The sequence below is a fragment of the Stieleria marina genome (assembly GCA_007741555.1).
Classification (GTDB): domain Bacteria; phylum Planctomycetota; class Planctomycetia; order Pirellulales; family Pirellulaceae; genus K23-9.
The window spans coordinates 6275766-6302026 of record CP036526.1 but is presented as its reverse complement, the minus strand read 5'-3'; the positions used below and the strand labels follow the sequence as shown (position 1 = coordinate 6302026).

The following is a 26261-nucleotide window of genomic DNA, read 5'->3' as shown; positions in this document are numbered from 1 at the left end:
CGCCCACCGACTGATTGACTATGACAATTCCACGTCGCCATTTCATTCAAACTGCAGCGGCTGCCGGCGCCATTGCCTGCAGTGCGCCAGCAATCCATGCGCAGTCAAAAGGCAAGAAGTACCGCGTCGCTCTGATCGGCAGTGGTTGGTGGGGGATGAACATACTGAAAGAAGCTCTTGCGGCGGGCAATTCGCAGTGCGTTGCTTTGTGCGATGTCGATCAGGACCGATTGGAGATCGCCGCAGAAGAAGTTACGGATTTATCTGGCGACCAACCGAAATCCTTTACCGATTTTCGTGAGCTGTTGGACAAAGTCGAAATCGACATCGCTATCGTTGCAACGCCTGATCACTGGCACGCTCTCAACACGATTGCAGCCATCGACAAAGGCGCTCACATTTTTGTCGAAAAGCCGACCGGCCACACGATTGGCGAAAGCCGCGCGATGCTCAACGCCGCCCGTGCCAACAACCGCACAGTGCAAGTCGGCCTGCATCGTCGCATCGGACCGCACTATGTGTCGGGGATGAAATTCCTAAAAGACGGCGGCGCTGGTGACATTGGATTAGTCGAAGCGTTCGTCCACAGCCGCGGTGGCGCTGAACGGCCAACACGCAATAGCGAACCGCCCGAACAGCTGGACTGGGACTTGTACTGCGGCCCTGCGCCAATGCGTCCGTTCAATCGCAAAATTCATCCCGGTGGTTTCCGGCACTATCTGGATTTTGCCAATGGCACGTTGGGTGATTGGGGTGTCCATTGGTTGGACCAAATCCTTTGGTGGACCGACGAAAAATTCCCGACACACATTCATTCAACCGGCGGTCGCCCGATCAAGGGGGACGTCGTGATGAACGACAAAGAACAGACGAGCGATGCACCGGACCATCAAGTCGCGACCTACCAATTCGAATCGTTCACTGCGACCTGGGAGCATCGCAAGTTCGCTGGAAACGGTCCCGAAAAATCGTCCGTCGGTTGCTACTTTCACGGCACCAAAGGAACCTTTCACATGGGTTGGCGAGATGGCTGGACGTTCTACCCGGCGGACAGCAAGAAACAGCAAGTCCATCAAGACGCCCAGCACAAAGAGCCGGACGGTCACAGCATCGATTTGCTGTGGGCCGATTTTATCGCCAGCATCGAAGGTGGTCGCAAACCAAAGTGCGATGTACAGGTCGGACACGACGCTACCAACATGAGCTTGCTAGGGATGTTGTCGATGAAGCTAGGACGCAGTGTTCAGTGGGACGGAGCCAAAGAACAAATCATCGGCGACGCCGAAGCCAACCAATTGCTTCGTCGCCCCTATCGCGGCGAGTGGGAGTATCCCGAAGCGTAGGCTGAATTGAATCGCCTCCATCGCAAAATGACCTGCTGTTTGTGCAAAACGTGCTCTCTCGGTGGCACGCGACCACGATTCATCCAGGTGATAACGGGACGATGGCGCCAACGCACTACCGAACAAAAAGGCAGTGACGTCCATTCGCTGGTCAGCTAGAATGACATGACTGCGTCGGGTCTCCCACCGACAACCCCCCCCCTTTCCTCCCTCTGTTGTCTTCGTCAGCAAATGATTTTCGGTGCAGCCATTGATGCATCACGACAAATTATTTCGCAGACCCAATTCTGATCGGATCATCTGATCCTATCGGCTGGCAGACAAACGACAGTCGACCGTCTATCACGTTGAGAGAACGATCATGCTCAGCCGTCGAAAAATGCTCCAAGGAATCGCAGCCAGCACAGTTGCCGTGTTTGGCAACTCGATGGCGACGAATCGCGTCGACGCATCCCCCAAAAAGGACGCGGCTCCCAAGCGGATCGTATTCTTCATGCAGAATCAGGGATTCGATCCGAAGACTTGCATTCCCAGCGGACTTCGAAGCAGCGGATCACTTGCAAAAACCAGACTTCCCGAACCGATCAATGCACTCGAGCCGTACAAAGAACGGTTGCACATCATCAATGGCTTGCACGGCATTCACACCAGCCCATCGCACAGCGCTTTCTTTGGCGCCCTGGGCGGCTATCGCGGCAGCGACGGAGTGCCACCGAGTGCGTCGACGATCGACTATGAACTGAGCAAAGCCCTGCCGCAGACGTTGCTGCCGCATCTCTGCATCGGCATGGATTCGATCGAAAACATGAAAACCAAGCCGACGATTGCGACGCTGTCGGCCAGTGGCGCGGGACAGCCAATTTTCATGCATTCCAACCCGAATCATCTTTACCAGATGCTGTACGGCGGCATCTCCACGGGCAACATCCGACGTCAGCACGAAGCACGATCGGCTGTCATGAATCAAGTGCAACGACTGGCCGCTACAAAAGGACAATCGCTGCCAACATCAGATCAAATGCGTTACGGCCAGTACGTCCAAGGATTCAAAGAAGTCAACGGTCTGCGCGATCGCTTGGACGCGGTTGCCGATCACTTGCGAAATTTTGCCCCCGTGGTGGACGAGCGATACACCCGCCCAGAATTCGAGACGGACTGGCACGATGTGCTGCTGGATTTGGGTATCTCGGCGCTCACATCAGGAATCACCAACACGCTGACCATCGGCTCCGGGCGTGGCGAAATTTTTGGTGCCTGGAAAGGACTCGGGATCGATCAGCAAGGACACAATCTGGGGCACATGGATCAACCCGACAATCCGATCTGGGTCAAGATTCGTCAATACAACAGTCGCATGTTGGTGCGGATCATGGAAAAGTTAGAAAGCGTTCCCGAAGGAAGTGGCACGATGATGGACAATACGTTGATCGTCTACACCAGCAACAACGCCGACAAACAGCACACCAATGGGGCCAACTGGCCCGTCATGCTACTGGGCAATTTGGACGGTGCCTTCAAGACCGGTTGCTTCACGCAGCTTGATGGTAAACGACCGATCAATTCGCTGTACACATCGCTGCTTCGCGCCGCCGGCCAGAATGTTGATCGCTTCAACATGGACGACAAGGCGGCCAAAAAGTTTGACAGTGGCATCGGCCCTCTGAAGGAAGTGCTTGTATGAGTATCGTTCGGTGCGCTCTGTCTTTTGCACTGGGTTGCTGGTTCATTTCCGTTGCCTGCAGCGAAACGTACACGCCAGGCCAAACGGTCGACGAAGACTTTGACGGCTTTGCAAAAGCGTTTCTTGCCGACCACTGTATTGATTGTCATGGCGAGACCGCCCCCGAAGGCGACCTCTCACTTCATGACCTCGGACCGGTTGATGAAATCAATGCCGCGACCTGGCGAAGCGTCTGGGCACAGGTCACTCTGAAAGAAATGCCACCAGAGGATGCCGAGCCACCTCAGGTCATCCAGCGATTGCGTTTTTCGGACGGAATCGTCGACAAACTCACTCGATTGATGCGTGACAAGGGTGGGTTTCGGGCGAACCTGGACCCTGACAAAGGGAACTTTGTCGATCACGATCTGCTATTTGGTCGCCTGCCCGACGGCATCCGACTGCAGCCGACCTCCTCACCGGCTCGCATTTGGCGTGTGACTCCGCAGGAGCACATCACGCGGCTAAACGAGTTGATCAACACAGAATCTCCGTTCGATCGCAAAAAGCCCGGTCTTCGTACTCACGGCGACGTCGTCCCAACCAACCACGGCGGTGAACTGAAACTGTACTTTGGTACCGATCGCATCATCAAATGGCAGGGCGGTACGGTCGCCTACGCTACGTCGGTCAAAAGTGTGCCTGCTGTTTTGTCATCCGCACGCAATCACGGCCTGGAGAACTATCCAGATTTCTACACGGTCAACAGTGCCGAAGCGACGCAAATACTTGGGATCGCGGCCGATATCATTCGCTACATGGCGGACGGTCCGCTTAGCATCGCCCAGCCGTATCAAATCACCGATGATCCCAATTCAATCGCGGACAGGATGAAAGGCGATCTACGTGGACTACCTACCAGCCTGGTCTACAGCACCCGAGTCGTGCGTCCGCTGACACCCGTGCACGATCTGATGAACAATGACGGCGTGACCGACCAACGACTGCGCGCTGCGGTCGACTATCTCTTCGAAGCGTTGACTTTCCGACCGCCTAGCAAAGTGGAATCAAACGAGTATTTGTCGATCGCGCAACAGTCGATCGAAAAACTGGGCAAGACCGACGGCGCTGTCCTTGGTCTCTCGTCGATCTTTCTTGATCGCGACGCTTTGTTTCGACCAGAATTAGCCCAAAGTGGCAAACCAGATTTGCATGGTCGCGTCATGCTGCAAGACTGGGAACTCGGCATGGCCGTCAATCACGCGTTTCGCTACATCCGCCCAGACCAAACACTACGGGGCGCCGTCACCGATGGCCGAATGCGGACACGAGCGGACGTTCGACGCGAAGTTGAACGCATTCTTTCTGACGACAGCATTCGCAAGCCACGCATTCTTCGTTTCTTTCGCGACTACTTTGACTATGACCTTGGCGGTTACATTTGCAAAGATTTAAAAGCTTTGGCGGATACGGGAGCCAGTAATCGGGGACAGGCCCACTACCGCGCCATGTTCGACGCGGCAGCCAGCACCGACCGCTTGATCGAATTCATTCTGCAGGACGATAAAGACGTTCTGAAACAACTCTTAACCACCGACAAAGTGGTCGCAACAAAAAACGACAGTGTCTACTTTGGTCGACAACGCACTGCAGACAAACGCGCCGAGGCCATTGCTACTGACAAAAAAACACTCAAAGCACAGGCGAAAGCGGACGCAGCCAATGTCGAAAAGCTGACGGCAGAGATCTCGCAGCTTCAAGACAAACTGAAAGTAAACCCAGAAGACAAGCGAACCCAAAGAACGCTGGCAGCAAAAGAGAAAACACTCGAAACGATCAAGAAGAAAGCGACGGCAGAGAAAAGAAGACGTGCCCGAATCAATCACAACGTCGCCGAAGTCGATTTGTCAGGCGACAAAATCTACGCCCGCGTAAGCCGCCGCAGCTTTGGCAACGGATCGATGGCTCCTGAACGCATTTTGGCGACCGTTCCCCAAGGCGAACGTATGGGAATTTTGACTCATCCCAGCTGGCTCGTTTCCCACTCCGATGCGATGGACAATCATGCCATCCGACGTGGCAGATGGATCTACGAACGATTGCTTGGCGGCGGCATTCCCGATGTACCAATCACGGTCGACGCGATGCTGCCGGACGAGCCCACAAGCACGCTGCGGCATCGAATGCGAGTCACCAGGGAGGACTACTGTTGGACGTGCCACAAGAAAATGGATCCGTTGGGATTGCCGTTTGAAATGTACAACCATGCCGGGCTGTACCGAAACACGGAGCTTGGCAAACCGGTCGACACGTCGGGCGAGATCATCGATTCAGGTGCCCCCGATCTAGATGGCAAAGTTTCCAACGCGATTGAAATGATCCAAAAAATCGCCGAAAGCCAGCGGGCCGAACAGGTTTTCGTCCGACACGCTTTTCGCTTTTGGATGGGACGAAACGAAACGCTCAACGACGCCCCCGTTTTGCAGAATGCCCACCTCGCTTACAGGAACAACGGCGGCAGCATGAAAGCGATGCTCGTGTCATTGCTGACGTCCGATGCGTTTCTCTACCGCACAGTAAACCAAACGCCTACCAACCAAACCGCCGCGAGCGATAGGGCATCGAGCGAAACAACCGCGAGCACAGCGACCGTCGGTGAAGAAAACAGATAGTCGCAACTACCTCTCTGACTCTGAACCTGATTCATCGGGTCCGACGTACACGGACGTCGACGGATGTCGACGGATGTCGTTCTTTCCAGTTCCACAGCGTCGTCCGAACGAATGGATAATCCTTGAGTGGGATCCCAGCGGACGACTGTCCATACCGCTGGCCTTCAAGCAAGAGCACCACTTGTTGCTCGACATCCAGCCCGCCCACACAAAGCGGAATCGGTTGATCCGAATCGTCAGTCAGCACGCGGACACAATCAACCAAATCACAGTACGTCACGCTCAACGGAGTCTCATTGACGAACAAGTTAACGATGTGTTGCTCGGGATCGCACAACGCAGCGATGACAAACGCGTACGGCTTGCCGCCCACTTCAACACCTACGATGGGCGTGGATTCTGGCAGACCCGAATCCTCTCCCTTCACGATTTTCGGTCGATCGATGCCTGGATAGTTGACGATAAATTTGAGCGGCTTGAAAAACTCACCTCCGCCACGAATGTTACGGTCTTCGGCTTCAATCGCCTTGGTGATCGCGATTTCCTCCGGCGTGTCCGGAACACGGCGAACGTTCTCCAACGGACTGGTCGCGACAAACCGTTGCGACCAAACGTGAAGCGATGCTGACGCCAAATCAAGGCTAACAATCGCAAACACGATCGAAGCCATCCAGAAGTTCATTTCGTCTCTCCTACGTTGTGCCCCCCCCTGAAGCTTCGCAAACAATTCCGCAAATAGAGGTCAAATAGTGGAAACCGGCAGCACCAAATTAAGTTTCGACGGCGGATCCATTTCGTCAAGATTTGGAGCGACCAGCTCCCCAATTGACTGAAATCGTCGCCGGAGACGCAGCCCGCCGGCGATCCACCTGGCTCGCTCATCCACTGGCTCCTCATTCACCGGGCTCGCTCCAGCTACGCTGCCCCTGTCCGTCCCTCAGCTCCTGCCACCGGTTTACGTCACCGCAACCGGTACGCGTTCGACTGCACGGCGTTCCAATCCACCGTTCCAGGCGTGGTTGTCTATGATGGGAGTCTATTTGCCGCTTCGCGATCTTCCTAATCCCAGCTTCCTCTCGAAATGAAAACTGCTTTCAAGCTTCTAATTGTTGCTGGAGTGATCGGCGCCGCCGGTGCGGTGGGCTACCAGCCCGCGAAGGAATACTGGGCCAAACGAAACAAAGTCACTTGGGAAACGGCCGAGATTGAATCGGGCGACATCACGCGTTTTGTCAATTCGACCGGCACTATCCAACCGGTCCTGTCTGTGTCGATCGGATCGTTTGTCTCCGGCCCCATCGTGGAATTGAACGTCGACTTCAATGACGAAGTCAAAAAGGGTGACATTCTGGCCCGCGTCGACCCTCGCCTATTCAAAGCCAACGTGGATCGCGATCAGGCGACGTTGGCGACCCGCGAAGCAGATTTAAAAAGAGTCGAAGCCCAGCTACAACAGTCACTCAACAACTACATGCGTGGCAAAAACCTACGGACAAAAAACGCCGACTTCATGTCCGATCGCGAAATGGATGCGTTGACGTTTGAAGTCAAATCGCTGCAGGCACAGCGACAACTCGCCAAAGCATCGATTCTGCAGGCGACCGCTTCGCTAGAAACTTCCCAAGCCAACCTGAACTACTGCGAAGTCACCGCTCCGGTGGACGGAATCGTTATCGACCGAAAGATCAATCCAGGACAAACCCTGGCAGCACAATTCCAAACGCCTGAACTGTTTATTATCGCGCCTGACTTGCGGGAGAAAGTTCATGTGTTTGCCTCCGTTGACGAAGCGGACATCGGATTGATCCAGGACGCAAAGAAAGCGAACCGCGAAGTCACGTTTACTGTCGATGCTCACCCCGACGAAGTCTTTGACGGAGAAATCGAACAGATCCGCGTCAGCAGCGTGGCAACCTCCAACGTGGTCACCTATCCGGTGGTCATTGCAGCGAGCAACTCGGACTTAAAACTATTGCCAGGCATGACAGCGAACATTTCGTTTGAAGTCGATTCGACAAAAGACGTGCCCAAGATCCCCAATGCGGCACTGAGGTTCTTTCCAGACAACGTCAAGCTTGTGCGCAAAGACGACCAACACTTGATCGACGGTTCGACCTGGAAATCAAAACCCAGAACCGATGCCGAGCAAGAAGAAAACGCCAATCAGACAGCGACGCAAAAAGCCGAAGCGGAAAAGAAAAAGAACAAGCGGCACGTTTGGATGGTCGATGGCGAGTTGCTAAAGGCAGTGGAGATCACAACCGGATTGACGGAGAACAAGTTCACTGAAATGTCCAAAGGCGATCTCGATGTCGGTGCTAAACTCGTGACCGGCAGGAAAGAATAAAGTCCTATGTCCTTCATCGATACTGTGCGAATCGCTCTGCGAGCGCTCGTCAAAAACAAAATGCGAGCCGTCCTGACGATCATCGGCGTGGTGATCGGCATCGCTGCGGTGACAACCATTGTTTCGATCGGGCAGGGTGCCAGCCAACTAGTCAGCGGCGAATTCGAGGCACTCGGCACCAACGTGGTTTTAGTGCTGCCGGGGCAGACACGCCGTGGCGGTGTTCGCCAATCAGGTGCCCCGACATTGACCGCCGCCGATTCAGTCGCCATCGGGGCGGAGTGTCCCGCGGTCCTGGCGTCGTCGCCGATCGTGGGGACATCGGGTCAAATCATTTACGGCAATGAAAACTGGAATCCACGAGAAATGCAGGGCGTCGGTGCCGATTTCCTGACCGTCCGCAACTGGAAACTTGAAGCAGGCGGTTTCTTTTCGACCAGCGACATTGAATCCAACGCCAAGGTGTGCGTGATCGGCCAGGCACTGATCCCCAAGCTGTTTCGCACCGTCAATCCGCTTGATGAAACAATCCGCGTCAACAACGTTCCCTTTCGCGTAATCGGCATCCTGGCAAAGAAAGGTGCCAACATGGTGGGTGACGACCAAGACGATATCGTACTGATGCCACACACGACGGTGCGCAAACGAATCAACGGGTCGCCACTGGACACCGTTCACGCGATCATGGTGTCCGCTCGCAGCACCAACCAGATGGGCAAAGCGACCAAGCAAATCGAAAATTTGATGCATGAACGGCACCAAGTTGGGCCGACGGACGAGCCGGATTTCAGTGTCCAGGACACGACGGAGATTGCCGCGACGCTAGGCATCATCACCGGCACACTGACACTGATGCTGTCGGCGATCGCAGGCATCTCGTTGCTTGTCGGCGGTGTCGGCATCATGAACATCATGTTGGTTTCGGTCACCGAACGAACCCGCGAAATTGGAATTCGCATGGCAATCGGTGCTCGTGGCAAAGACATCCTGCGTCAGTTCCTGATCGAATCGGTCGTATTGTCCTGCATCGGCGGAGCAATCGGGTTGGCACTCGGCACCGCGACGTCGATGGCGGCAACCGTCCTGATCAATGCGTATAAACCGGGAACCGATTGGCCAATGGTCGTCTCAATCCCTGCTGCGTTCGTTGCGATGGGGTTCGCGGCAATCGTCGGCGTTTTCTTTGGTTACTACCCAGCGCGTCGAGCCAGCAAGCTCGATCCGATCGATGCACTGAGGTACGAATAGATGGCCCTGATCGAACTCAACGATGTCCGACGCGTCTACGATTTGGGCGAAGTAAAAGTGCATGCGCTTCGCACCGTCACGCGAAACGTTGAACTGGGCGAATACATTGCTCTGATCGGTGCATCTGGCAGTGGAAAATCGACGCTCATGAATACGCTGGGCTGCCTGGATCGCCCAACGCACGGCAGCTACCTGCTTGACGGCGAAGAAGTCGTCACGATGAATCGCGACCAAAGGGCCAAGATCCGAAACAAACAGCTTGGCTTTGTTTTCCAGAGCTTTAATCTGCTAAATCGCACATCAGCCCTGGAGAATGTTGAACTGCCGCTGATGTACGGACCGAAGATACCGACCCGCGAGCGACGTGACCGAGCCATGGAGATGCTTGGAAAGGTGGGATTGGCCGATCGCTATCACCACCACCCCAGTCAGCTTTCAGGGGGCCAACAACAGCGGGTCGCAATTGCACGCGCCTTGGTCAATCGACCGTCAATCTTGATGGGTGACGAACCAACGGGAAATCTCGACTCCAAAACTAGCCGCGAAGTGATCGAGCTTTTTCGAGAATTGAATGAAGAACAAGCGATCACGGTCATCTTGGTCACTCACGATCAAAACGTGGCTCGTAATGCCAAACGGACAATCGTCTTACGCGATGGCGAAGTCGTCGAAGACACCGATGACTTTACGCTTGCAAAAGCCGCCTTGGAATACGATCCAACAGCACCAGCTGATTCGGTTTAGAGGAACGCTATCACTTTCGTTTGCTGTCGTTAGACCATGGTCTGGCAAACCATCTTCACCAATCGATACAACCCGACCTTTGCGGTCAAATGGCAATGGCGTTGGTTCCGGTCATAACGGCACAGACGCAACATCTGGTCAATCCATTGCATCCGGTCGAAACGTGACCGTATGCATACGTCGTCACTTTATCGCGTGCTCTCCCTTGGTCTGGTCGCTTTTGTTGTCACCACATCATGTTCAACAAATGCCGACGAACCATATCAGCCCATTTTGCCGGAGCAGCGATGCCTCTCAATCCGTCGACCGGAGCAACTTTGCCAAGTCCCGGTGCCCATGACACCACGTCCGGCAACGGTGAACGATCCTCAATTTGACGCGGAGGTTCGCTACCTGACGCTCAACGAAGCGATCAACACCGCTTTGGCAAACAGCGAAGTGGTCCGAGTGCTAGGCGGCGTCACCGCTTCGACCAGCGGCCGCACGATCTATGATGCGGCGATTACCAACACGACGATCGACCAGCAACGCGCTACGTTTGATCCCAGCCTGACGCTGAACAACACCTGGAACCAAACCGAAACGCCAAGCAGTATTTTCAATCCGATCGGATCCACCAATTCGATCATCACCGGCAACCAAAACGAAGGCTATGGTCTGGACTTTGGTTTATCAAAACGCAACTTTCTGGGCGGAACGACCAACCTGGGCGTCAACCGCAACAGCAATCGAATCACGCCTGGCGTGATTCCGCTCAATCCAGCTGACCGAACTGCGACCGAACTCAGCTACACACAACCGCTGCTGCAAGGCGCTGGACGAACAGCCAATCAAGCTCCCATTGTTTTGGCCCGCATCGACACTGAGCGATCCTACTTTCAGTACAAGAGTGCGGTCCAACAATCCGTCGCGGGTGTGATCGAAGCCTACTGGTCACTCGTGTTCGCCAAGACAGACCTGTGGGCGCGCACACAGCAAGTTCAACAGGCGACCTTTGCAAACAATCGGACGCTCGCCCGAATCGAAACAGGTGATGCCAACGCCGGCGACCTCGCCCAAACCCAATTGGCACTCGAAAACTTCCGCGCCAGCCTGCTTGCTTCACAAGCCAGCGTTCTGCAGCGTCAAGCAGCTCTGCTGAACATCCTGGGACTACCGCCCTACGAAGCTCAGCGAACGATTCCGGTGACGCCGATGGTCCAGGAGCCATTCGTGATTGACTGGGCAAAGATCAACGAACTGGCTCAACAAGAACGGCCGGACATTATCGAGCTGAAATTGATTTTGGAAGCCGACCAGCAACGATTTCTACTCGCCGACAATCAAGCGCGCCCGCAGCTCAATGGGGTGGCACTGTACCGCTGGAACGGTCTGGAAGGCAACACTCCCGCAGGAAACCGCATCCGCAGCGGCGCAGGTGATTTTGATGACTGGTCACTGGGCGTCAACTTTTCGGTGCCGCTGGGGCTCCGAGCCGAACGCGCATCGCTCCGCCAGCGCCGACTGATCACTCAACGCGACCGGGCCAACCTGAATCAGGGCCTGCACAACATGCAGCACCAGCTCGCACTCAGCCTACGCAATCTAGAGCAATTCTACGCTCAGTATGAACGTTTTCAAGCCGTTCGCCAGGCCGCACGAACGAACTTAGAACAACAGCTCGCGCAGTACAACGAAGGCATCGTACAGTTCATCGTCGTCCTGCAAGCCATTGTGGATTGGGGCAACAGCGTCAGCTCGGAAGCTCAATCGCTCTCTCAGTACAACACCGAACTCGCACGCCTGGAACTCCAAACCGGCACGATCCTACAAGAACACAACGTCGTATTTTTTGAAGAACGCTTTCGATCGATCGGTCCGCTCGGTCGCTATGGCAACGACAAATGCTATCCGCGCAGTCAACCACCTTCTGCATCCGTTGCACGCTATGAAGGCGGCGATCAACCGTCAGAAGAATACTTCGATCTGGAAGACCCGGTCGCCGCAAACAAGAGCGACGAACAATTGGACGCCTCGCAGGAAGACGAAATCGACATGGACACCGAAGTCGACTTCGAGAAAATCGACGCCAATCAAGACGGCGAGATGTCGGACGAGGAAATCGACCAACTGCTGCAAAAGAAAAGCGCGCTGCGAACGTTTTCGGACTATCTAAAGACAAAGCTACGAAGATAACTCTGTCGCCAACTTAACGAGTCCACTACGCAGGACATTGATGGGCTCTCTGCACTCATCGCTACCTGTGCTAGCGTTTGCGAACTCGATTTCCGTGACGCGGGTATTCAAAGTGAAATGCGAACTCTTGTTCAAGCAAGTATTGGCACCAGAGCACATTTTGCCAGACCGCTATCAGATCGTGATGCGGTGTATAGGTTTTGAAAATAGCGGTTTCCGCTCGCTCCTGAAGTTTCAGCATCCGCATGTACTCCGCTTTCAGCCGACTTGTCTGCCGCGGATTCTTGGCCAACGTCTGGACTCGCTTGGTCGACTCCTCAAACAGGTCAACGATTCGTTCGTCCCGCCGGTCAATTCCACGAACTTTCTTAACGAGAACTTCAAATGCAACGACCTCCGCCCGAAATTTGGCGCTAGCGGCATGGACTGCTTTATTGTCAACTCGCTGTGCCGCCGCATCGCCAGCACCAGCGAAACCGATAAGCATGAGCGAGAACAGACACGTGGATCTTTGCACTGAAGTCATAGCAATACGAATGTAGGGGACGGGGAACGGGCGAATCAATGACAACAGTGCATCGGGCGTACCAATGATGCCCGACGGCTTAAGAAATTTCCTTTTCGAGCCAAATTGCAGCAAATTCGAAGATTGGGCGATTTCGGGTGCAACCAACGCGCGTGGTCAGTCTGATACCGTCGACGAATCAGTCTGACATCACCAACCCATCGGGCCGATAGCGGTGCCAGCTCCACGACGCACGGTAGTCGCCCCTGCCCAATGGAACCGCTTATCGTTCGCTGCAATGGGAAAAGTGTTAACGGGAGTTTATCATTTACATGCCATCGCAGTTGCCGATTCCATACCCCTGTCTTTATCAGTCTTAGCGAAAACCATTCGTGCCCAATCTGTTTGAAAATCTGCCAGAATCGCTTCCCGATGAACTTCACGAAACGCTCGCATCAGGCGTCAACCTACGTATCGATCGAATTGTTTCGCCTGTGCATGTTGCAGATAGCGGCCAGGCGACTCAAGCGGACGACGATACCGATGGCTGGTACGATCAGGAGCAAGCCGAGTGGGTGATGGTCTTGCAAGGCGTAGCGACGTTACAGTTTCAGGACCAACCGCAACTAACACGGCTCAAGAGTGGCGACTGGATTCAAATTCCGCCCCACCGACGTCACCGTGTTCAGTCGACGAGCGACCAAGTTCCCACGGTTTGGTTGGCCATCTACTACGACGCGTCTACGACCATTCGCTAAATGCCGGACCTGCAACAACATTACTACCGTCAGCATTTTGACAACGACTATGAATTGGTCGACGGGGTCGCGATGCATGACCAGAACGGCGATCGTTTTCAGATTCCGCCGGCTGTTTTGAAACGCCAGCTGGGGTCAGGGCATTTTGTAGAATTGCGGCTCGATTCGCCTCGCTTTTCGGTCCACGATGACGATGCAAAAATGTGCAGTTGTCCGTCATGCGATGGCGACATGAGCAACCCAATACTACGGCACGAACATCCCCTTACTCTGCTGCCTCATCCGCATCAAGATGTACCGGGCCGCGGATGGGGCGAGGACTTCTGGGTTCAGGTCGACTCTTGCTGCGTCTCTGGAACGGGCGAACTTTTTCTAGGCAGGATCGACAATCATTTGGCCGAACATCGCTTGCACGGCATGAACTACGGTGATGAAATCGTTTTCCATCGAAACCATATTCTGGCGATCCACAGTATCAATCGCACGGAACTGGTTTCATTGATGAATGTGGCTGATTTAAAAGAACTGGCTGCATGGATCGCCAACGAGAAACTCAAGTAAAAAGTCGATCCAAGCGAATGAAGCCCGCGGACCTTCTGAACTGTTTTTCGCCAGACTACTTCGTCGCCAAAGATCGCTTTATTCAGGCAGCTCAGAATTGTGACGCAATTCTTCAATCATTCCCCATCGGTGATGATTCGGACTTGTCGATTGATGTCGCGACGATCAATGGTGGCAGTCGCGGACACACGACCGTGATCTCATCCGGGCTGCATGGTGTCGAAGGATTCTTTGGTAGTGCCGTTCAACTGGCGTTCTTGTCACAAATTGCAGAACAAAACGCGGCCGCGTCGCCGATTGTTTTGATTCACGCCATCAACCCCTTTGGATTCGCAAATCTACGTCGGTGGAACGAAAACAACGTCGACCTAAATCGCAATTTTTGCCAAAGCAACGATGACTTTCGAGGTTCACCACCTGCATACGCTGATCTCAATTCGCTACTCAATCCTCAAACACCACCGAGCCCATTTGAACCGTTCCTCGCCAAAGCGGCTTTGCAAATCCTTCACAGGGGGATGCCCGCGATCAAACAAGCCGTTGCGGGCGGACAATACGATTTCCCTGCGGGCATGTTCTTTGGCGGCAGCGAACGCAGTGCTTCCACAAAGATCATCCAGCAAAACTACGGCAATTGGATCGGCGAAAGTCAGAACGTCATTCATATGGACCTGCACACAGGACTGGGCAAACGTGCTGCGTGCAAACTGCTGCTGGAGGAAACTCGGGACGCCGAAAGTTATCCGTGGTACGCCAAGACGTTTGGCGAACAATACGTCGAAGCATCGCGGCTTCACCCAAACGATGCTGCCGACCGAACCGCTTACCAAGCATCGGGCTCTCTGGGCAGTTGGCTTCATAAAGCCAACCCCAATCGCAACTTCCGTTTTGCACTCGCCGAGTTTGGAACCTATGGCTTGGTAAAAGTGCTGGCAGCGCTGCGCGCTGAAAACCGAGCCCATTTCCACGCAAATGCCAGCGACTCGCGATACCAGCGAGCCAAGTCGAACTTGGTAGAACACTTTTGCCCGGCAGGTCCGGCATGGCGAAGTGAAGTGATCGAAAAAGCGACGCAGATCATCCACCAAGCCACCGACGCGGATTGGAGTGACCTTTGAATGCACTTTTCGTTTGCAGCCGAAATCAATGGCGCAGCCCAACGGCCGAAGAAATCTACAAGCAACGCGACGGAATCAACGCCCGATCTCGCGGCACAAACCGCAGCGCGCGTAGGAAAGTGACGCTGCAAGACATCCAGTGGGCGGAACGTATTTTTGTGATGGAAAGTCAACACAAGCAACGGCTGCTAGCTAATTTCCGTCTCGCTATTTCGCCTCATGGGATTCATGTCCTAGACATCCCCGACCAATATCTCTTTATGGATCCGGAACTCGTGGCGATGATTCAGTCGGCGGTCGATCCGCTGCTAGCGAACTAAGCGTTTGCTGACGAACGATTAGCCAACAACTCTCGCGGTCTGGGACTTTATGCATAATTCGCTTGCGGTGGTTCCAGGAGCCCATCGACCGGCGTAAGTTGACTATGACCGCTCCTTTCAGTGAAGATTGACAATGGATCGTGCCCAAGAGAAACGTGGACCATGGACCGTACTGCAATCGACCAAGGTGTACCAAGATCCTTGGCTGAGTGTCCGTAAGGACGACGTGATTCGGCCGGATGGTGATCCCGGCACACACAGTGTCGTGACGATCAAACCTGGCGTGTCCGTTCTGGCAATCGACACGGAACACAACGTTTTTCTGACTAGCGAATTTCACTACGCCGTTAACCGCGTCACGTTAGAAGCGGTCAGCGGCGGGATCGAATCGAGCGAAGAGGCAGTGGTTTCCGCCAAACGAGAGTTGCGTGAAGAACTGGGCATCATCGCCAAAGACTGGACCGACTTAGGCACGTGCGATCCGTTTACAGCTAGCTTGCTTTCGCCAACCAAGCTTTATCTTGCGCAAGATCTTTCGTTTGTCGATGCTGCTCCCGAAGGCACCGAAGTGATTCAGTCAATCAAGATGCCGCTGGCCGAAGCGATCGAAAAGGTAATGCAAAGCGAAGTCACGCATGCCCCCAGTTGCACGCTGATCTTAAAGGCCGCGCGATACCTGGGCGTTTAGCACACAGGCCATTGTTTCAGTTTTGATGGTTGCCGACGGCAATGCGGGAGCGACGGCAAACGTCCCTGGGCGATTGCCGTCGTTCGCCTGCTGATCGTTAGGTCTCCGCCGGGATTTCGCTAGCGGAATGTGATTCGGACACAAACCAGTGCTGCGTCCGCAAACAGAATTTGACCAGCATTAGCATCAACGGGACTTCGATCAAAACGCCGACGACTGTCGCCAGTGCTGCCCCAGACGACAAACCGTAAAGCATCGTTGCCGTGGCGATCGCAACCTCGAAATGGTTGGACGCGCCGATCATCGCCGTCGGGGCTGCCGTTTCATACGTGAACCCAAACGCTTTGGATGCTGCGTAGCCAAGTGCAAAAATGGCGATCGTTTGAATCGTCAACGGAATCGCAATCCAAAGAATTGTCAGCGGGTTGGCGACGATGGTTTCGCCTTTGAAAGAAAACAGTAGCACCAACGTCACCAGTAGCGCTGCGATCGTGACCGGCGTCAAAACGTGCAAGAACTTTTCTCGAAACCACACTTCGCCTTTTGCCGCGATCAGCCAACGACGAGACAGATAACCAGCCACCAGCGGCAACGCAACGTAAACAACGATGGAAAGCAGCAACGCTTGCCAAGGCACCGGCAGTTGTCCAACACCTAGTAAAAACCCACCCAGGACTCCATATAGCACCAGCATGGTGAGCGAATTGATGGCGACCATCACCAACGTATGGCCGTCGTTTCCTTTGGAAAGATAGCCCCAGACCAGAACCATCGCCGTGCATGGCGCGATGCCCAATAAAATGCATCCGGCCAGATAACTTCGCCACAACGGAACCTTCAACATTTTGACGCCGTCGACCAATACAGCTTCGCCGGCGCCGTAGGTCGCGCCGATTTCGATATCGCTGCCAAGTGGCGCTTTGACATAGTCCACAGCGTCGGCCCCGATAAACCCCAGAAACAACGTACCCAGAAAAAAGCTAGCGATCACGTACATCGTAAATGGCTTGATCGCCCAATTGATAAACAGCGTCAGCAAGACGGGACGCACGGATCTGCCGGCGCGAACGACTTCCCCAAAGTCGATCTTGACCATGATTGGATACATCATGAAGAACAAACAAATGGCGATCGGGATCGAAATAACCGGCGCCCCATTCACATGGATTGCCATCGCATCGAGCGATTTTGCGAAACCCGGCGCGATCTTTCCCAGCAAGATTCCAATGATGATGCACAGTGCTACCCAGATCGTCAGATAGCGTTCAAAGAACCCCATCTGCTTGGGCTCATCGGCGGGGCAATTGGTTTGGCTGCTCATCTTCCGAATTCCTATCGATGGGTGCTAACGCGAGGGTGTTTGTGCAATAAGTTCTGGCAATTGATCGCGGACGAAGTCGCGGATTTCATCACGCACGCGACGAAAACAGTCCAACGCGAGTGTTTCCGTGTCTGCTTCCTTGGCCAGCTTCGGTGGGTCGTCAAACCCGACGTGGACCAGCTTGGCCTGCGTCAAAAAAGCCGGGCAATTTTCATCTGCGTGTCCACAAACAGTGATCACCAGGTCCAACGGAATGTCGGCCAGCGTACTGGCCAGTTTGGATGAATGACCCGAGAGATCGACGCCGGCTTCCTTCATCACTTGAATCGCAATCGGGTTCACGCCGTGGGCTTCGATGCCAGCTGAATACGCATGCACTTGATCGCCTAAAAATTCTCGTGCCCAGCCTTCGGCCATCTGGCTGCGACACGAGTTGCCAGTACAGAGGAACAAAACGTGTTTCTTATTCATCAAAATTCAATCGAGTAGGGCAGGATGTTGTAGAAAGATAGTTCACGGGCAGCAGTTTAGCGAAAGCCGCTGCGATCACGAGAGCCACCGAAATCCAAAACGCTCCAACTTTCACCTCACGGGAATTTTCATCGTGGTGCAATGGGTCGCGGCGTCACTCAATCACTTCACAAAACGGACTTTTCGCATGGCTGCTTAGAGAGTGCCGCTGGTCTGCTGCGTCAAACGCTGAAGTTGCTCACGTCCGGTCGGCGGTTCGATTTGCCAAGGAACCAACGCCACGCGATTCGCGTGCACAGACCTGACTTCGTTAATGAAAGGCAACTCGTTCTCTTGACGACGCCGAAGAATCGGGTCGGTGACGGTCAGTGGAACAAGACTTTGATTGATCACCCAGGCGAATGGTTCGATCTCGGCGCGCCGCAAGTCTTCCTGCAGCTTGGCCGCTTCGTGCACGGGTGTTGCTTCGGGCAGTGTGACCACCAAGACTCGCGTGAAATTTGGATCACGCAAGCGAGGCAACAGCTCCCCAACCGATTCCGTAATCTCCTGCGATTGCCGCGACACTTCGCGGTGATACGCTAGTGCTGAATCGAGCAACAAAACCGTGTGGCCTGTCGGTGCTGTGTCCAAGACGACAAGCCGATTGCTGCCTTCGGCTACCGCTTTGGCGAAGGCCCGGAACACCGCGATCTCTTCGGTACACGGCGAACGCAAGTCCTCTTTAAGCAATGCTTTGCCTTCCGCATCCAAATCACGGCCAGCGTTTTGCAGCACTTCTGTCGTGTAGTCTGCGGTTTCTTTTGCTGGGTCGATGCGGCCCACTGTTAAACCCGCAATCTGATCGGCCGCGATCGTCGCTGCGATGTGAGCCGCTGGGTCCGTGGTTGAAAGGTGCACGTCAAAACCTCGCTCTGCCAACGCGACTGCAACCGCCGCCGCAACGGTGGTTTTGCCGACACCGCCTTTGCCCATCGCAAGGATCACCCCATGACCGACAGCCGACAGTTCGTCGATCAACGAACCGAGCCCGTTCGAACCGAGCCCGTCAGAACCGAACCCGTCAATTGATGACGCACCCGTTTCCCCGCTGCCGTCGGCGGACGTGTCCGCTTTGTATCCTACTTCACGATCAGGAGATCCGACCTGCCGCAACAAATCCACGCCCATTAAACCGGTGCTCGCCAGTGGAACTGTGGTTCGAGGGAGGATGCGAATTTCGTCGGGGATGTTTGCCACCGCCTCATCACCTCGGCGCTGCATGGCGACCGAAATTTCGTCCATCGGCGTCTGGCTTTTGAAAACTCCGTTGACAAGCAGATGTTGATTGTTGATGCCAAGTGTCCGCAACTCCTGGCTGGTCCGTTGGGCTTCGCGAAAGGCGGACGGTTCGGGCCGCGTCACCAACACCAATGTGGTCACTGCAGAATCGCCCAGCGCTTTGACCGTTTGTTGGTAGATCGCCTGCTGTGCCTGAAGACCGGCGAGCGGTCCCAGGCAGGAGGTTCCCGAAGTGTTGTCGTCCATAAATCCTGACCAGGCCGACGGCAACGTCAACAATCGCAACGTGTGGCCGGTCGGCGCCGTATCAAAGATGACGTGGTCAAACGTGCTGGTAGCGTCGGCATCGCCCAGCAATTTCGCGAACTCATCAAATGCGGCGATCTCGAGCGTGCAAGAACCGGAGAACTGCTCCTCCATGCTGGCGACTGCCGTGTCAGGCAACACGCCGCGGTAAGGGCCCACCATCCGTTCGCGATACTCGCGGGCGGCTTCCTCGGGGGCGATATTCATGGCAAACAAATTGGGCACCGAATCGATTGCCGTTGGTCCGTGGGACAGCGTTGTGCCAAGAACTTCGTCCAAGTTCGATGCCGGGTCAGTCGATACCAACAGCACTTGCAAACCGCGATCGGCTAACTGAACAGCCGTCGCACAAGCCATCGACGTCTTGCCAACGCCGCCTTTCCCTGTGAAGAACAAATTTCGCGTGGGTGTTTCCAGAAATTGCATCGTTAGTCTCCCGTAGTTGGCCCCTTCAAATGGTTAACAGCAGCCTGAGTTACCACCACAACAGCCACCGCCATCGGCCATCGGCAGACCGGCTTTCGGTGTCGTGCCGGTCCACAGGGCAAGGTTCTCCCGGGACGGGTACTCACTCCGGCTAACGATTCGGTCGTCGACGATCACCAACGGCAAACATTCGACGCCTTCATCAGCCAACATTTGTTTGACGCGGTCGTGCTTGGCGTACTCTGCTGGATCTTGTGACAAGTTGAACCGAACGACCGAGTGGCCCTGTGATTTCAACCAATCCAAATCAGCGGCAAACTTTGGCAACACGGGATCGACCTGCGGTCCGCAAACGCCGGTCGAACAGCACATAGCTTTGTCATAAATTTCAACTTTGCTCATCTCAATTCCCTCTCAAGTGTTAGCTCACGACCTCGGAAATCGTTGATCGCCGATTAACGATAGTCGGTTTCAAAAAAACGTCTACAACGCCGCAACAAGTGTTTTGAGCTGCTCAAGTCGCTCCGGGTTGATGCAGTAACAAACCTTCGGCCCATCAACCTCGCCCTGAATCAGCCCCGACTCTTTCAATATCTTCAGATGCTGCGAGACAGTGGATTGCGCCAACGGCAGACAATCAACAATCTCTCCGCATACACAAGCTTCTCGACCGATTAAAAGCCGCACAATCTGCACGCGTGCCGGATGAGCAATCGCCCAAGCCAGCTTGGCAAATACCTCCGTCGTCGGATCCGCCTTTAGCGTCACCGGCGTCGAATCGCAGCATTTCTTGGTAGTTCGTTTCGCCATCGAGGCTCCTTTATCGTTCATCTACGATAAAGGGTATCGGCCATGCAAGCAGTCGTCAACAACAAAAATCCTAGCCCGTAACAAATCGCTCGCGACCGATCGCCCACGCCCATCGTTTTCGTCAGGCCAGGGCGCGACGACCAACGTGCTGTTGTTCACACGTGGCAAAACAGACACCGGCAATACCAAGAAGCCGTGCGTCGATGACCTGCGAACGAACCCTACCCGCACAAGCAAGCGGACCCAAAAACGCAAGGCAAGAAAACCTGTCTTACCCTGCATGAAGACAACATGAGGTGGCCCACGGTTGACGGGCGCGCGAACCTCTAAGATTACAGGCTTGGAAGCTGACACGTAGGAGGGCCGCGATGGCCAAAGAGCAACGCAAAACAGTTCGCCAAACTCGTCGCACATTCACGAAGGACTTCAAGCAGCAAGCCGTTGCAATGCTCTTGGATGGTTACTGGGCAAGCTCGGTATCAGAGAATCTGGGCAGTGGAAATACCAATCTCGTGTATCCGTGGAAAGCTGAGCAAGTGGCCGATGGAGGCCCGTTGCAGAGTCGCTCGACAGCTTCGCGACGAGATCCGAAGCACTCAACGAGAACGTGATATTTCAAAAAAAAGCGTTGGCATTTTAAGCCAACCAGAGTAACTCGAATTTACGACGTGATTTTCGAGCTGTCCCCAAGTGAATTTGAAGTGACGCATCTTTGCGAACTCTTGGAAGTTTCGCGGAGTGCGTTTTGCGACTGGAAGCATGCCTCGCCCAACCTCCCTCAGCAACAAGACCAAAGCCTTCAGCCGATGATTCAAGACATCTTTTTTTAGCACAAACGACGTTATGACGAGCGCAGGATAGCGATAGAACTTCAATCGAGAGGCGTATCCTTTAGTCGTCTCAAAGCCCGTGAAAACATGGATCAAATGGGTCTCCTCGCCATCCAGCCCAAGTCATTCAAACCAAGGGCAACTCAAAGTAAACACTGGCTTGGCTACAACGACAATCTGTTACTCGGCGGGGTTCAAGTCGACCGCATTAATCAGGTCTGGGTTGGCGATATCACTTACATCGCCTTGCAAAACAAGTTCGCCCATTTAGCGATGTTGACGGATCTCTACTCAAGGAAAATCGTCGGCTGGTCACTCGACTTGAGCATGGATGCACCACTGGTCATTGAAGCGTTGAAGCAAGCCATCGAGCAACGCCAGCCAACGGCCGGAATGATTCACCACACCGATCGCGGAGGCCAATACGCGGCGAAGGAGTATCGCAAGATTCTCAATCGCGCTGGAATGCAACAGAGCATGAGTCGTGCGGCAGACTGCTACGACAACGCCTTCATGGAATCTTGTTTTGGAACCCTCAAAACCGAACTGGAAATGAGCACAGATCAATCCTTCGAAGAGGCGAGGAAAGAAATCCGGGAATACATCAACTACTTCAATACGATTCGTCGACATTCATCAATAGATTACCTGTCACCAAACCGCTTCGAGCTGAACCTCAATCCTTAAGGAATGGCGCCCGTCAAGCGTGGGCCACCTCACATGGTGACTTTTTGGGGCATGGTTGTTCCTGCGTAGCTTGTGAACGGTAACAGCATTTCGGAGCAATCAACAGCGTTCTGGCCCATGGTTTTCCCGCAACTATTTCTAGCAGGGTTGTACCTTAGCGTCCGATGATTCCGGGTGCCTTGGGCTTAAAACGAAAGATGAACAACGGCTTTGATGTTTTGTCTGTGCCGCCGTTGAACGGTGCGCCCAAGTGGACTTGGGCGGCCGAAACACACATGTAACCATCGTGGTTGTAACTGATTCCATCTGGCCGCAGCATTCGATTGTCAGATGCCAACAGCAAATACACCTTCTCGCCTGCCGACACAAAACCGACACTGTGGCTTTCGACGTTGGTCGAATAGATATAGATGTTGCCTGCCGTGTCGATCGACGGCCCGCCGTTGTTGACTTTGTCGCTGAACGTCTCCACGGTGGCTGCCAATTCGTCTTGCGATAGCGACTGATCCGCGATCGCTTTCATTGGGACGCGGTAAATTTTCTTGCCGTACAGCGGTGCAAAGTACAGCCACTCGTTCTGCGCGTCCTAGGTGATGCCATCGAAATCCACTTTCATCCTTTGATCTCAACCGGAAACCTGTCGCATCAGGATCGATACGTCTGGGTCGCTGTAGAGTTGTTTCACTAAGCCTTCATAGGTCTCGGCGAAACGAGTGTCCTCGGCCAGATCGCCGAACACGGACTGGAGCTTGATGAAGGCGAGTGGGTCGTTGGATGTCTTTTTCGCTGCTGCATTCAGTGCGGCCTTCTGTTCGTCAACGATGTCAAGGGCGTTTCCGTGGCGGTCGGTGTGATGTTCGCTGTAGTAACACCAAGCGGCAATGACGAGGGCTGCATGGTCGATGGGGCCGCCTTGTTCCAAGTTCTTGCGAATTGTGGGAAGCAAGAAAACGGGGAGCTTGCTCGAACTTTCCAGGCAAATGCGCGCCAAACTGTCTTTGATGTTGGGGTTGCTGAACCGTTCGATCAGTGTGGTTTTGTATTGGTCTAAGTCGATGCCTTCGACCGCATCCAGCACAGGCGTGGCCTCGTCATCGAAGAACCCTCGCAAGAAAGCTGCGAAGAGATCGTCGCTGATCGTTTGGTCAATGGTTTGGTATCCGAATACGGAACCTAGCAGGCCCAGCACTGAATGGCCGGCGTTGAGCAACCGCAGTTTCATCTTCTCGTACGGTGTGACGTCGGTGACGAATTGAGCACCGACCTTTTCCCATTCGGGGCGTCCGTTTGAGAAGTTGTCTTCAATGATCCACTGACAGAACGGTTCGCAAGTGACTGGCCAGCCATCATCCACCGCGAATTGACTCTTCAGATACTCGCCGTCCTCTGACGTGGTGACGGGCGTGATCCGATCCACCATCGCGTTGGGAAAGCAGACTTCGTTTTCGATCCAATTCGCAAGGTCAGCATCTTGCAACCGTGCAAAGCCGAGTAGCATTTTGCGAGTCAGGTCTCCGTTGTGCTGAATGTTGTCGCACGACTGCACGGTGAATGCTGGCAGCCCACGCTCGCGTCGCAACCGCAACGCTGCGGTCAGGTAGCCAAACACCAACCGCGGTTGCTGTGGGTTTTGCAGGTCGTGAACGGCGTCGGAGTTCGCTGCATCGAAATCGCCGCTGGCCGGATCCACATTGTAGCCGCCCTCCGTGATCGTCAACGAAACGATTCTTGTCTCTGGGGCAGCCATCCGCTCAATGACTGCCGCCGGATCGTCGCGACCTAGCAGGAAATCGACGATGGATCCGATCACCTTTGTTTCCACGTTGCCATCGGGATGCTTGACGATCAACGAGTAGAGATAGTCCTGTTCCTTCAGAATGGCTGCCATTTGGCGATCCGATTCACGCAGGCCAATGCCGCAAATTCCCCACTGCGAAACGTCTCCGGATTGAAGCAGTAGGTCGGTATAGAAAGCCTCATGTGACCGATGAAACCCGCCCACACCGACATGAACAATGCCCGTGATCAACCGACTGCGATCGTACGTCGGACGCTTGATCTCGCGGGGGAGCTGCGAGATGTTGTATTGATTTAGCTTGATTGGGGTGTTCATGAGTGTGCTCGGTTGAGATTTTTCGTGCGTTGCAAAGCCCAGTACGACGAACCGAAGTAAACGATCGTGCAGATGAATCCCCAGGTGTAGAAAACGCCGACATTGCGTTCGTACGCAGCCATATCGCCACTGGCGAACATCGTGATCAAAGCCAGCACCAATGTGACCGCCAACGCAACCCAAGCGACGCCATGTAGAACTTTCGACATTGCCGAATCGTCGTGAACCAGCGTCCCTTCCGTACGGGCTTGTTCTGATTGGAATTCCTTGATGGCTTCGTTCAATTCTTGTTCGGCCGCTTCTTCAGCCGGATAGGTTTCCACCGCGCCGGATCGACTTGCCAGGAACGTGTAGAGAACGATCGTGAAAGCCCAAGTCGGAAGGAACAGGTAGAAGAACGACATGACTTGCAAATAGTTCAGCCCAAACCCGAACACCAGGCCGATGACCCACGAGGCAATCGCAGCTTTGTTCGCCGTCGCAAGCTTGTCGGCGAGTCGCATTTTGGTAGCTGAGGTCGTGAGTTCTTCCGCGAGTTCTTCTGTACGAGACTCGTTACTTCGTCCACTGCGAAGCTCGCGATACTTGGACCAGTATCGAGTCAGCCCGATTCGCGGAAAGATGAAGTGTTCCGCAAACACGATTCCACCGACGGGAACGACCAACAGCCCCGCGTAAGTCAACAGCGGCAGAATCTGCTTGTAGACAAACGGAAAGCACGCGATCACCACGGTCACAACGCCGACGGTAAAGGTGACCTGTTTTCGCGAATGACGATGAAAGATGGCTTGGGCGGCTAAGCCAGCGCGGTATAGGTTGGCGTTGGCCGTCGTCCATCCAGCAACGATCACAATCACGTAGCCGGACAATCCCAATGCTCGATAGGCGACATCGCCGGGGTCAAGTTCAGTGATCGTCGATTTCAGCAATACCGCCGTGCCCGCGCCCATGATGCCCGCAGCGATCCACGCGATGTAGTGGCCGAACAACATGCCAGCACTTGTGCACAGTCCATAGACGGTTTTCTTGGCGTATCGCAGCAATGCCATGTCGATCAGTCCGAAGTGGGTGATCGTGTTAGCTGCCCAAGCGAACCCAATCACTTCCCATAATCCGATGCCGGGTTTGCCTGCGCTGTTGACTCCCGTCCAAATGGATTGATCGCCGATGGTAATGAAGTCCGAAAAACTGGTTAGTTGTGTCTGTCCGATGACCGCGTTGGCAAGCGCTGGAAACAGGGCAAGCGCACCGCTGATGAACATGACGATGAGCCACGGTCCGCATAGTCCCGAGAATTCGGCCACGGCATTGAACCCGTACATCGCCACCAGTACCACGATCATGCCGACGCCGAGCACGACCAACACGAACAGGCCGTTGTTGGGATACCACTGCAGTTGGGCGGGAATATCGAATAGCAATCGAACCGCCGTGCAAGACACCGTAATCATCGCGGCGGAGATCACCGTAAAGATCAGCACGTTGGCTGCGTTGTACAGATCGCTCATCGAGTCGCCGGCGATCTTGTGCAAATACGTATAGAGACTGAGCCGAGTTTGCACGGCGATCGGTGTTGTGATCAGTGTCCAGCTTAGGATTGCAAGAATGTTTCCGACCAGCAGCCCGATCAAAATGTCGATCGTCGTTGCCCCCAACGCAACAAACGTGGCGCCAATAACGAACTCCGTCGCCGCCACGTGTTCGCCTGCATACAACCCAGCAAAATGCGTCCAACCGTGCAGTTTGTGTTCCGGAATGGGCAACTGCTCCGGGTTCATTTCGGCGATCGCAGGCGAGCTGGATTTCATAGAGACATTCGATTTGCGTTGTGGTTGCATCGGCGTGTAATCATCATGGGATGTAATAGGCGAGGTTCC

23 protein-coding genes are annotated in these 26261 nt (G+C 54.4%); 13 read left to right on the top strand and 10 right to left on the bottom strand.

Annotated features, from left to right (window positions below; genetic code table 11):
• The first annotated feature begins 20 nt into the window (after positions 1–20).
• The 3 genes from K239x_RS22455 to K239x_RS22445 all read left to right on the top strand — a co-directional run bounded on the left by K239x_RS22455 (position 21) and on the right by K239x_RS22445 (position 5675).
• Positions 21–1343 (top strand): Gfo/Idh/MocA family protein, encoded by a 1323-nt coding sequence (locus K239x_RS22455; RefSeq protein WP_145420598.1) that lies wholly within the window; start codon positions 21–23, stop codon positions 1341–1343.
• Between the two features lie 361 nt (positions 1344–1704).
• Positions 1705–3024 (top strand): DUF1552 domain-containing protein, encoded by a 1320-nt coding sequence (locus K239x_RS22450; RefSeq protein ID WP_145420597.1) that lies wholly within the window; start codon positions 1705–1707, stop codon positions 3022–3024.
• Entirely contained in the window at positions 3021–5675 is a 2655-nt protein-coding gene (locus K239x_RS22445; RefSeq protein WP_145420596.1) for a DUF1588 domain-containing protein, read from the top strand. The genes K239x_RS22450 and K239x_RS22445 overlap by 4 nt, the downstream gene beginning before the upstream one ends.
• A 31-nt stretch (positions 5676–5706) precedes the next feature.
• Here the strand turns inward: K239x_RS22445 and K239x_RS22440 are convergent, their stop codons facing one another.
• Positions 5707–6357, bottom strand: a complete 651-nt coding sequence (locus tag K239x_RS22440; RefSeq protein ID WP_145420595.1) for a DUF3179 domain-containing (seleno)protein — start codon at positions 6355–6357, stop codon at positions 5707–5709.
• Positions 6358–6756: 399 nt separating this feature from the next.
• Between K239x_RS22440 and K239x_RS22435 the strand changes: the two genes are divergently transcribed.
• The 4 genes from K239x_RS22435 to K239x_RS22420 all read left to right on the top strand — a co-directional run bounded on the left by K239x_RS22435 (position 6757) and on the right by K239x_RS22420 (position 12189).
• The gene (locus K239x_RS22435; RefSeq protein WP_145420594.1) at positions 6757–8022 is read left to right on the top strand and encodes an efflux RND transporter periplasmic adaptor subunit; all 1266 of its coding nucleotides are present in this window, start codon (positions 6757–6759) and stop codon (positions 8020–8022) included.
• A gap of 6 nt (positions 8023–8028) precedes the next feature.
• Entirely contained in the window at positions 8029–9270 is a 1242-nt protein-coding gene (locus K239x_RS22430) for an ABC transporter permease (protein ID WP_145420593.1), read from the top strand.
• A complete protein-coding gene (locus K239x_RS22425; RefSeq protein ID WP_145420592.1) occupies positions 9271–10014 on the top strand; it encodes an ABC transporter ATP-binding protein in 744 nt (247 codons plus the stop codon).
• Between the two features lie 357 nt (positions 10015–10371).
• On the top strand, positions 10372–12189 hold the full coding sequence (locus K239x_RS22420) for a TolC family protein (protein WP_419189277.1): 1818 nt from the start codon (positions 10372–10374) through the stop codon (positions 12187–12189).
• A 70-nt stretch (positions 12190–12259) separates the two neighbouring features.
• Here K239x_RS22420 and K239x_RS22415 read toward each other — a convergent pair whose 3' ends face one another.
• On the bottom strand, positions 12260–12676 hold the full coding sequence (locus K239x_RS22415; RefSeq protein ID WP_145420590.1) for a hypothetical protein: 417 nt from the start codon (positions 12674–12676) through the stop codon (positions 12260–12262).
• A 410-nt stretch (positions 12677–13086) separates the two neighbouring features.
• Here K239x_RS22415 and K239x_RS22410 point away from each other — a divergent pair, with 410 nt between their 5' ends.
• From K239x_RS22410 to K239x_RS22390, 5 genes are all read left to right on the top strand, one after another.
• Positions 13087–13452, top strand: coding sequence for a cupin domain-containing protein (locus tag K239x_RS22410; protein WP_145420589.1), 366 nt, complete (start codon positions 13087–13089; stop codon positions 13450–13452).
• Complete coding sequence (locus tag K239x_RS22405) at positions 13453–14013, top strand: hypothetical protein (RefSeq protein WP_145420588.1); 561 nt, start codon at positions 13453–13455, stop codon at positions 14011–14013.
• Positions 13986–15131, top strand: coding sequence for a M14 family metallopeptidase (locus K239x_RS22400; RefSeq protein WP_145420587.1), 1146 nt, complete (start codon positions 13986–13988; stop codon positions 15129–15131). Before K239x_RS22405 ends, K239x_RS22400 begins: the two co-directional genes overlap by 28 nt.
• A complete protein-coding gene (locus K239x_RS22395) occupies positions 15128–15451 on the top strand; it encodes a low molecular weight protein tyrosine phosphatase family protein (RefSeq protein ID WP_145420586.1) in 324 nt (107 codons plus the stop codon). The genes K239x_RS22400 and K239x_RS22395 overlap by 4 nt, the downstream gene beginning before the upstream one ends.
• Positions 15452–15584: 133 nt before the next feature.
• On the top strand, positions 15585–16139 hold the full coding sequence (locus K239x_RS22390) for an NUDIX domain-containing protein (protein WP_145420585.1): 555 nt from the start codon (positions 15585–15587) through the stop codon (positions 16137–16139).
• A 97-nt stretch (positions 16140–16236) separates the two neighbouring features.
• Here the strand turns inward: K239x_RS22390 and arsB are convergent, their stop codons facing one another.
• The 5 genes from arsB to K239x_RS22365 all read right to left on the bottom strand — a co-directional run bounded on the left by arsB (position 16237) and on the right by K239x_RS22365 (position 20754).
• A complete protein-coding gene (gene arsB / locus K239x_RS22385; RefSeq protein ID WP_145420584.1) occupies positions 16237–17460 on the bottom strand; it encodes an ACR3 family arsenite efflux transporter in 1224 nt (407 codons plus the stop codon).
• A 24-nt stretch (positions 17461–17484) separates the two neighbouring features.
• Positions 17485–17931, bottom strand: coding sequence for an arsenate reductase ArsC (locus tag K239x_RS22380; RefSeq protein ID WP_145420583.1), 447 nt, complete (start codon positions 17929–17931; stop codon positions 17485–17487).
• A 195-nt stretch (positions 17932–18126) separates the two neighbouring features.
• The gene (arsA, locus tag K239x_RS22375) at positions 18127–19944 is read right to left on the bottom strand and encodes an arsenical pump-driving ATPase (RefSeq protein WP_145420582.1); all 1818 of its coding nucleotides are present in this window, start codon (positions 19942–19944) and stop codon (positions 18127–18129) included.
• A gap of 33 nt (positions 19945–19977) precedes the next feature.
• Complete coding sequence (gene arsD / locus K239x_RS22370; protein ID WP_145420581.1) at positions 19978–20346, bottom strand: arsenite efflux transporter metallochaperone ArsD; 369 nt, start codon at positions 20344–20346, stop codon at positions 19978–19980.
• Between the two features lie 81 nt (positions 20347–20427).
• Complete coding sequence (locus K239x_RS22365) at positions 20428–20754, bottom strand: ArsR/SmtB family transcription factor (protein WP_145420580.1); 327 nt, start codon at positions 20752–20754, stop codon at positions 20428–20430.
• 857 nt (positions 20755–21611) lie between these two features.
• On the opposite strand from K239x_RS22365, the gene K239x_RS22350 reads away from it, so the two are divergent.
• Positions 21612–22271: an IS3 family transposase gene (locus tag K239x_RS22350; RefSeq protein ID WP_145420578.1), complete on the top strand. Its 660-nt coding sequence runs from the start codon at positions 21612–21614 to the stop codon at positions 22269–22271.
• A 154-nt stretch (positions 22272–22425) separates the two neighbouring features.
• On the opposite strand, the gene K239x_RS22345 is transcribed toward K239x_RS22350, so the two are convergent.
• The 3 genes from K239x_RS22345 to K239x_RS22335 all read right to left on the bottom strand — a co-directional run bounded on the left by K239x_RS22345 (position 22426) and on the right by K239x_RS22335 (position 26192).
• Positions 22426–22794 (bottom strand): hypothetical protein, encoded by a 369-nt coding sequence (locus K239x_RS22345; protein ID WP_145420577.1) that lies wholly within the window; start codon positions 22792–22794, stop codon positions 22426–22428.
• A gap of 102 nt (positions 22795–22896) precedes the next feature.
• Complete coding sequence (locus K239x_RS22340) at positions 22897–24384, bottom strand: mannitol dehydrogenase family protein (RefSeq protein ID WP_145420576.1); 1488 nt, start codon at positions 24382–24384, stop codon at positions 22897–22899.
• Positions 24381–26192, bottom strand: a complete 1812-nt coding sequence (locus K239x_RS22335) for a purine-cytosine permease family protein (protein ID WP_419189276.1) — start codon at positions 26190–26192, stop codon at positions 24381–24383. Before K239x_RS22335 ends, K239x_RS22340 begins: the two co-directional genes overlap by 4 nt.
• Positions 26193–26261 lie beyond the last annotated feature (69 nt).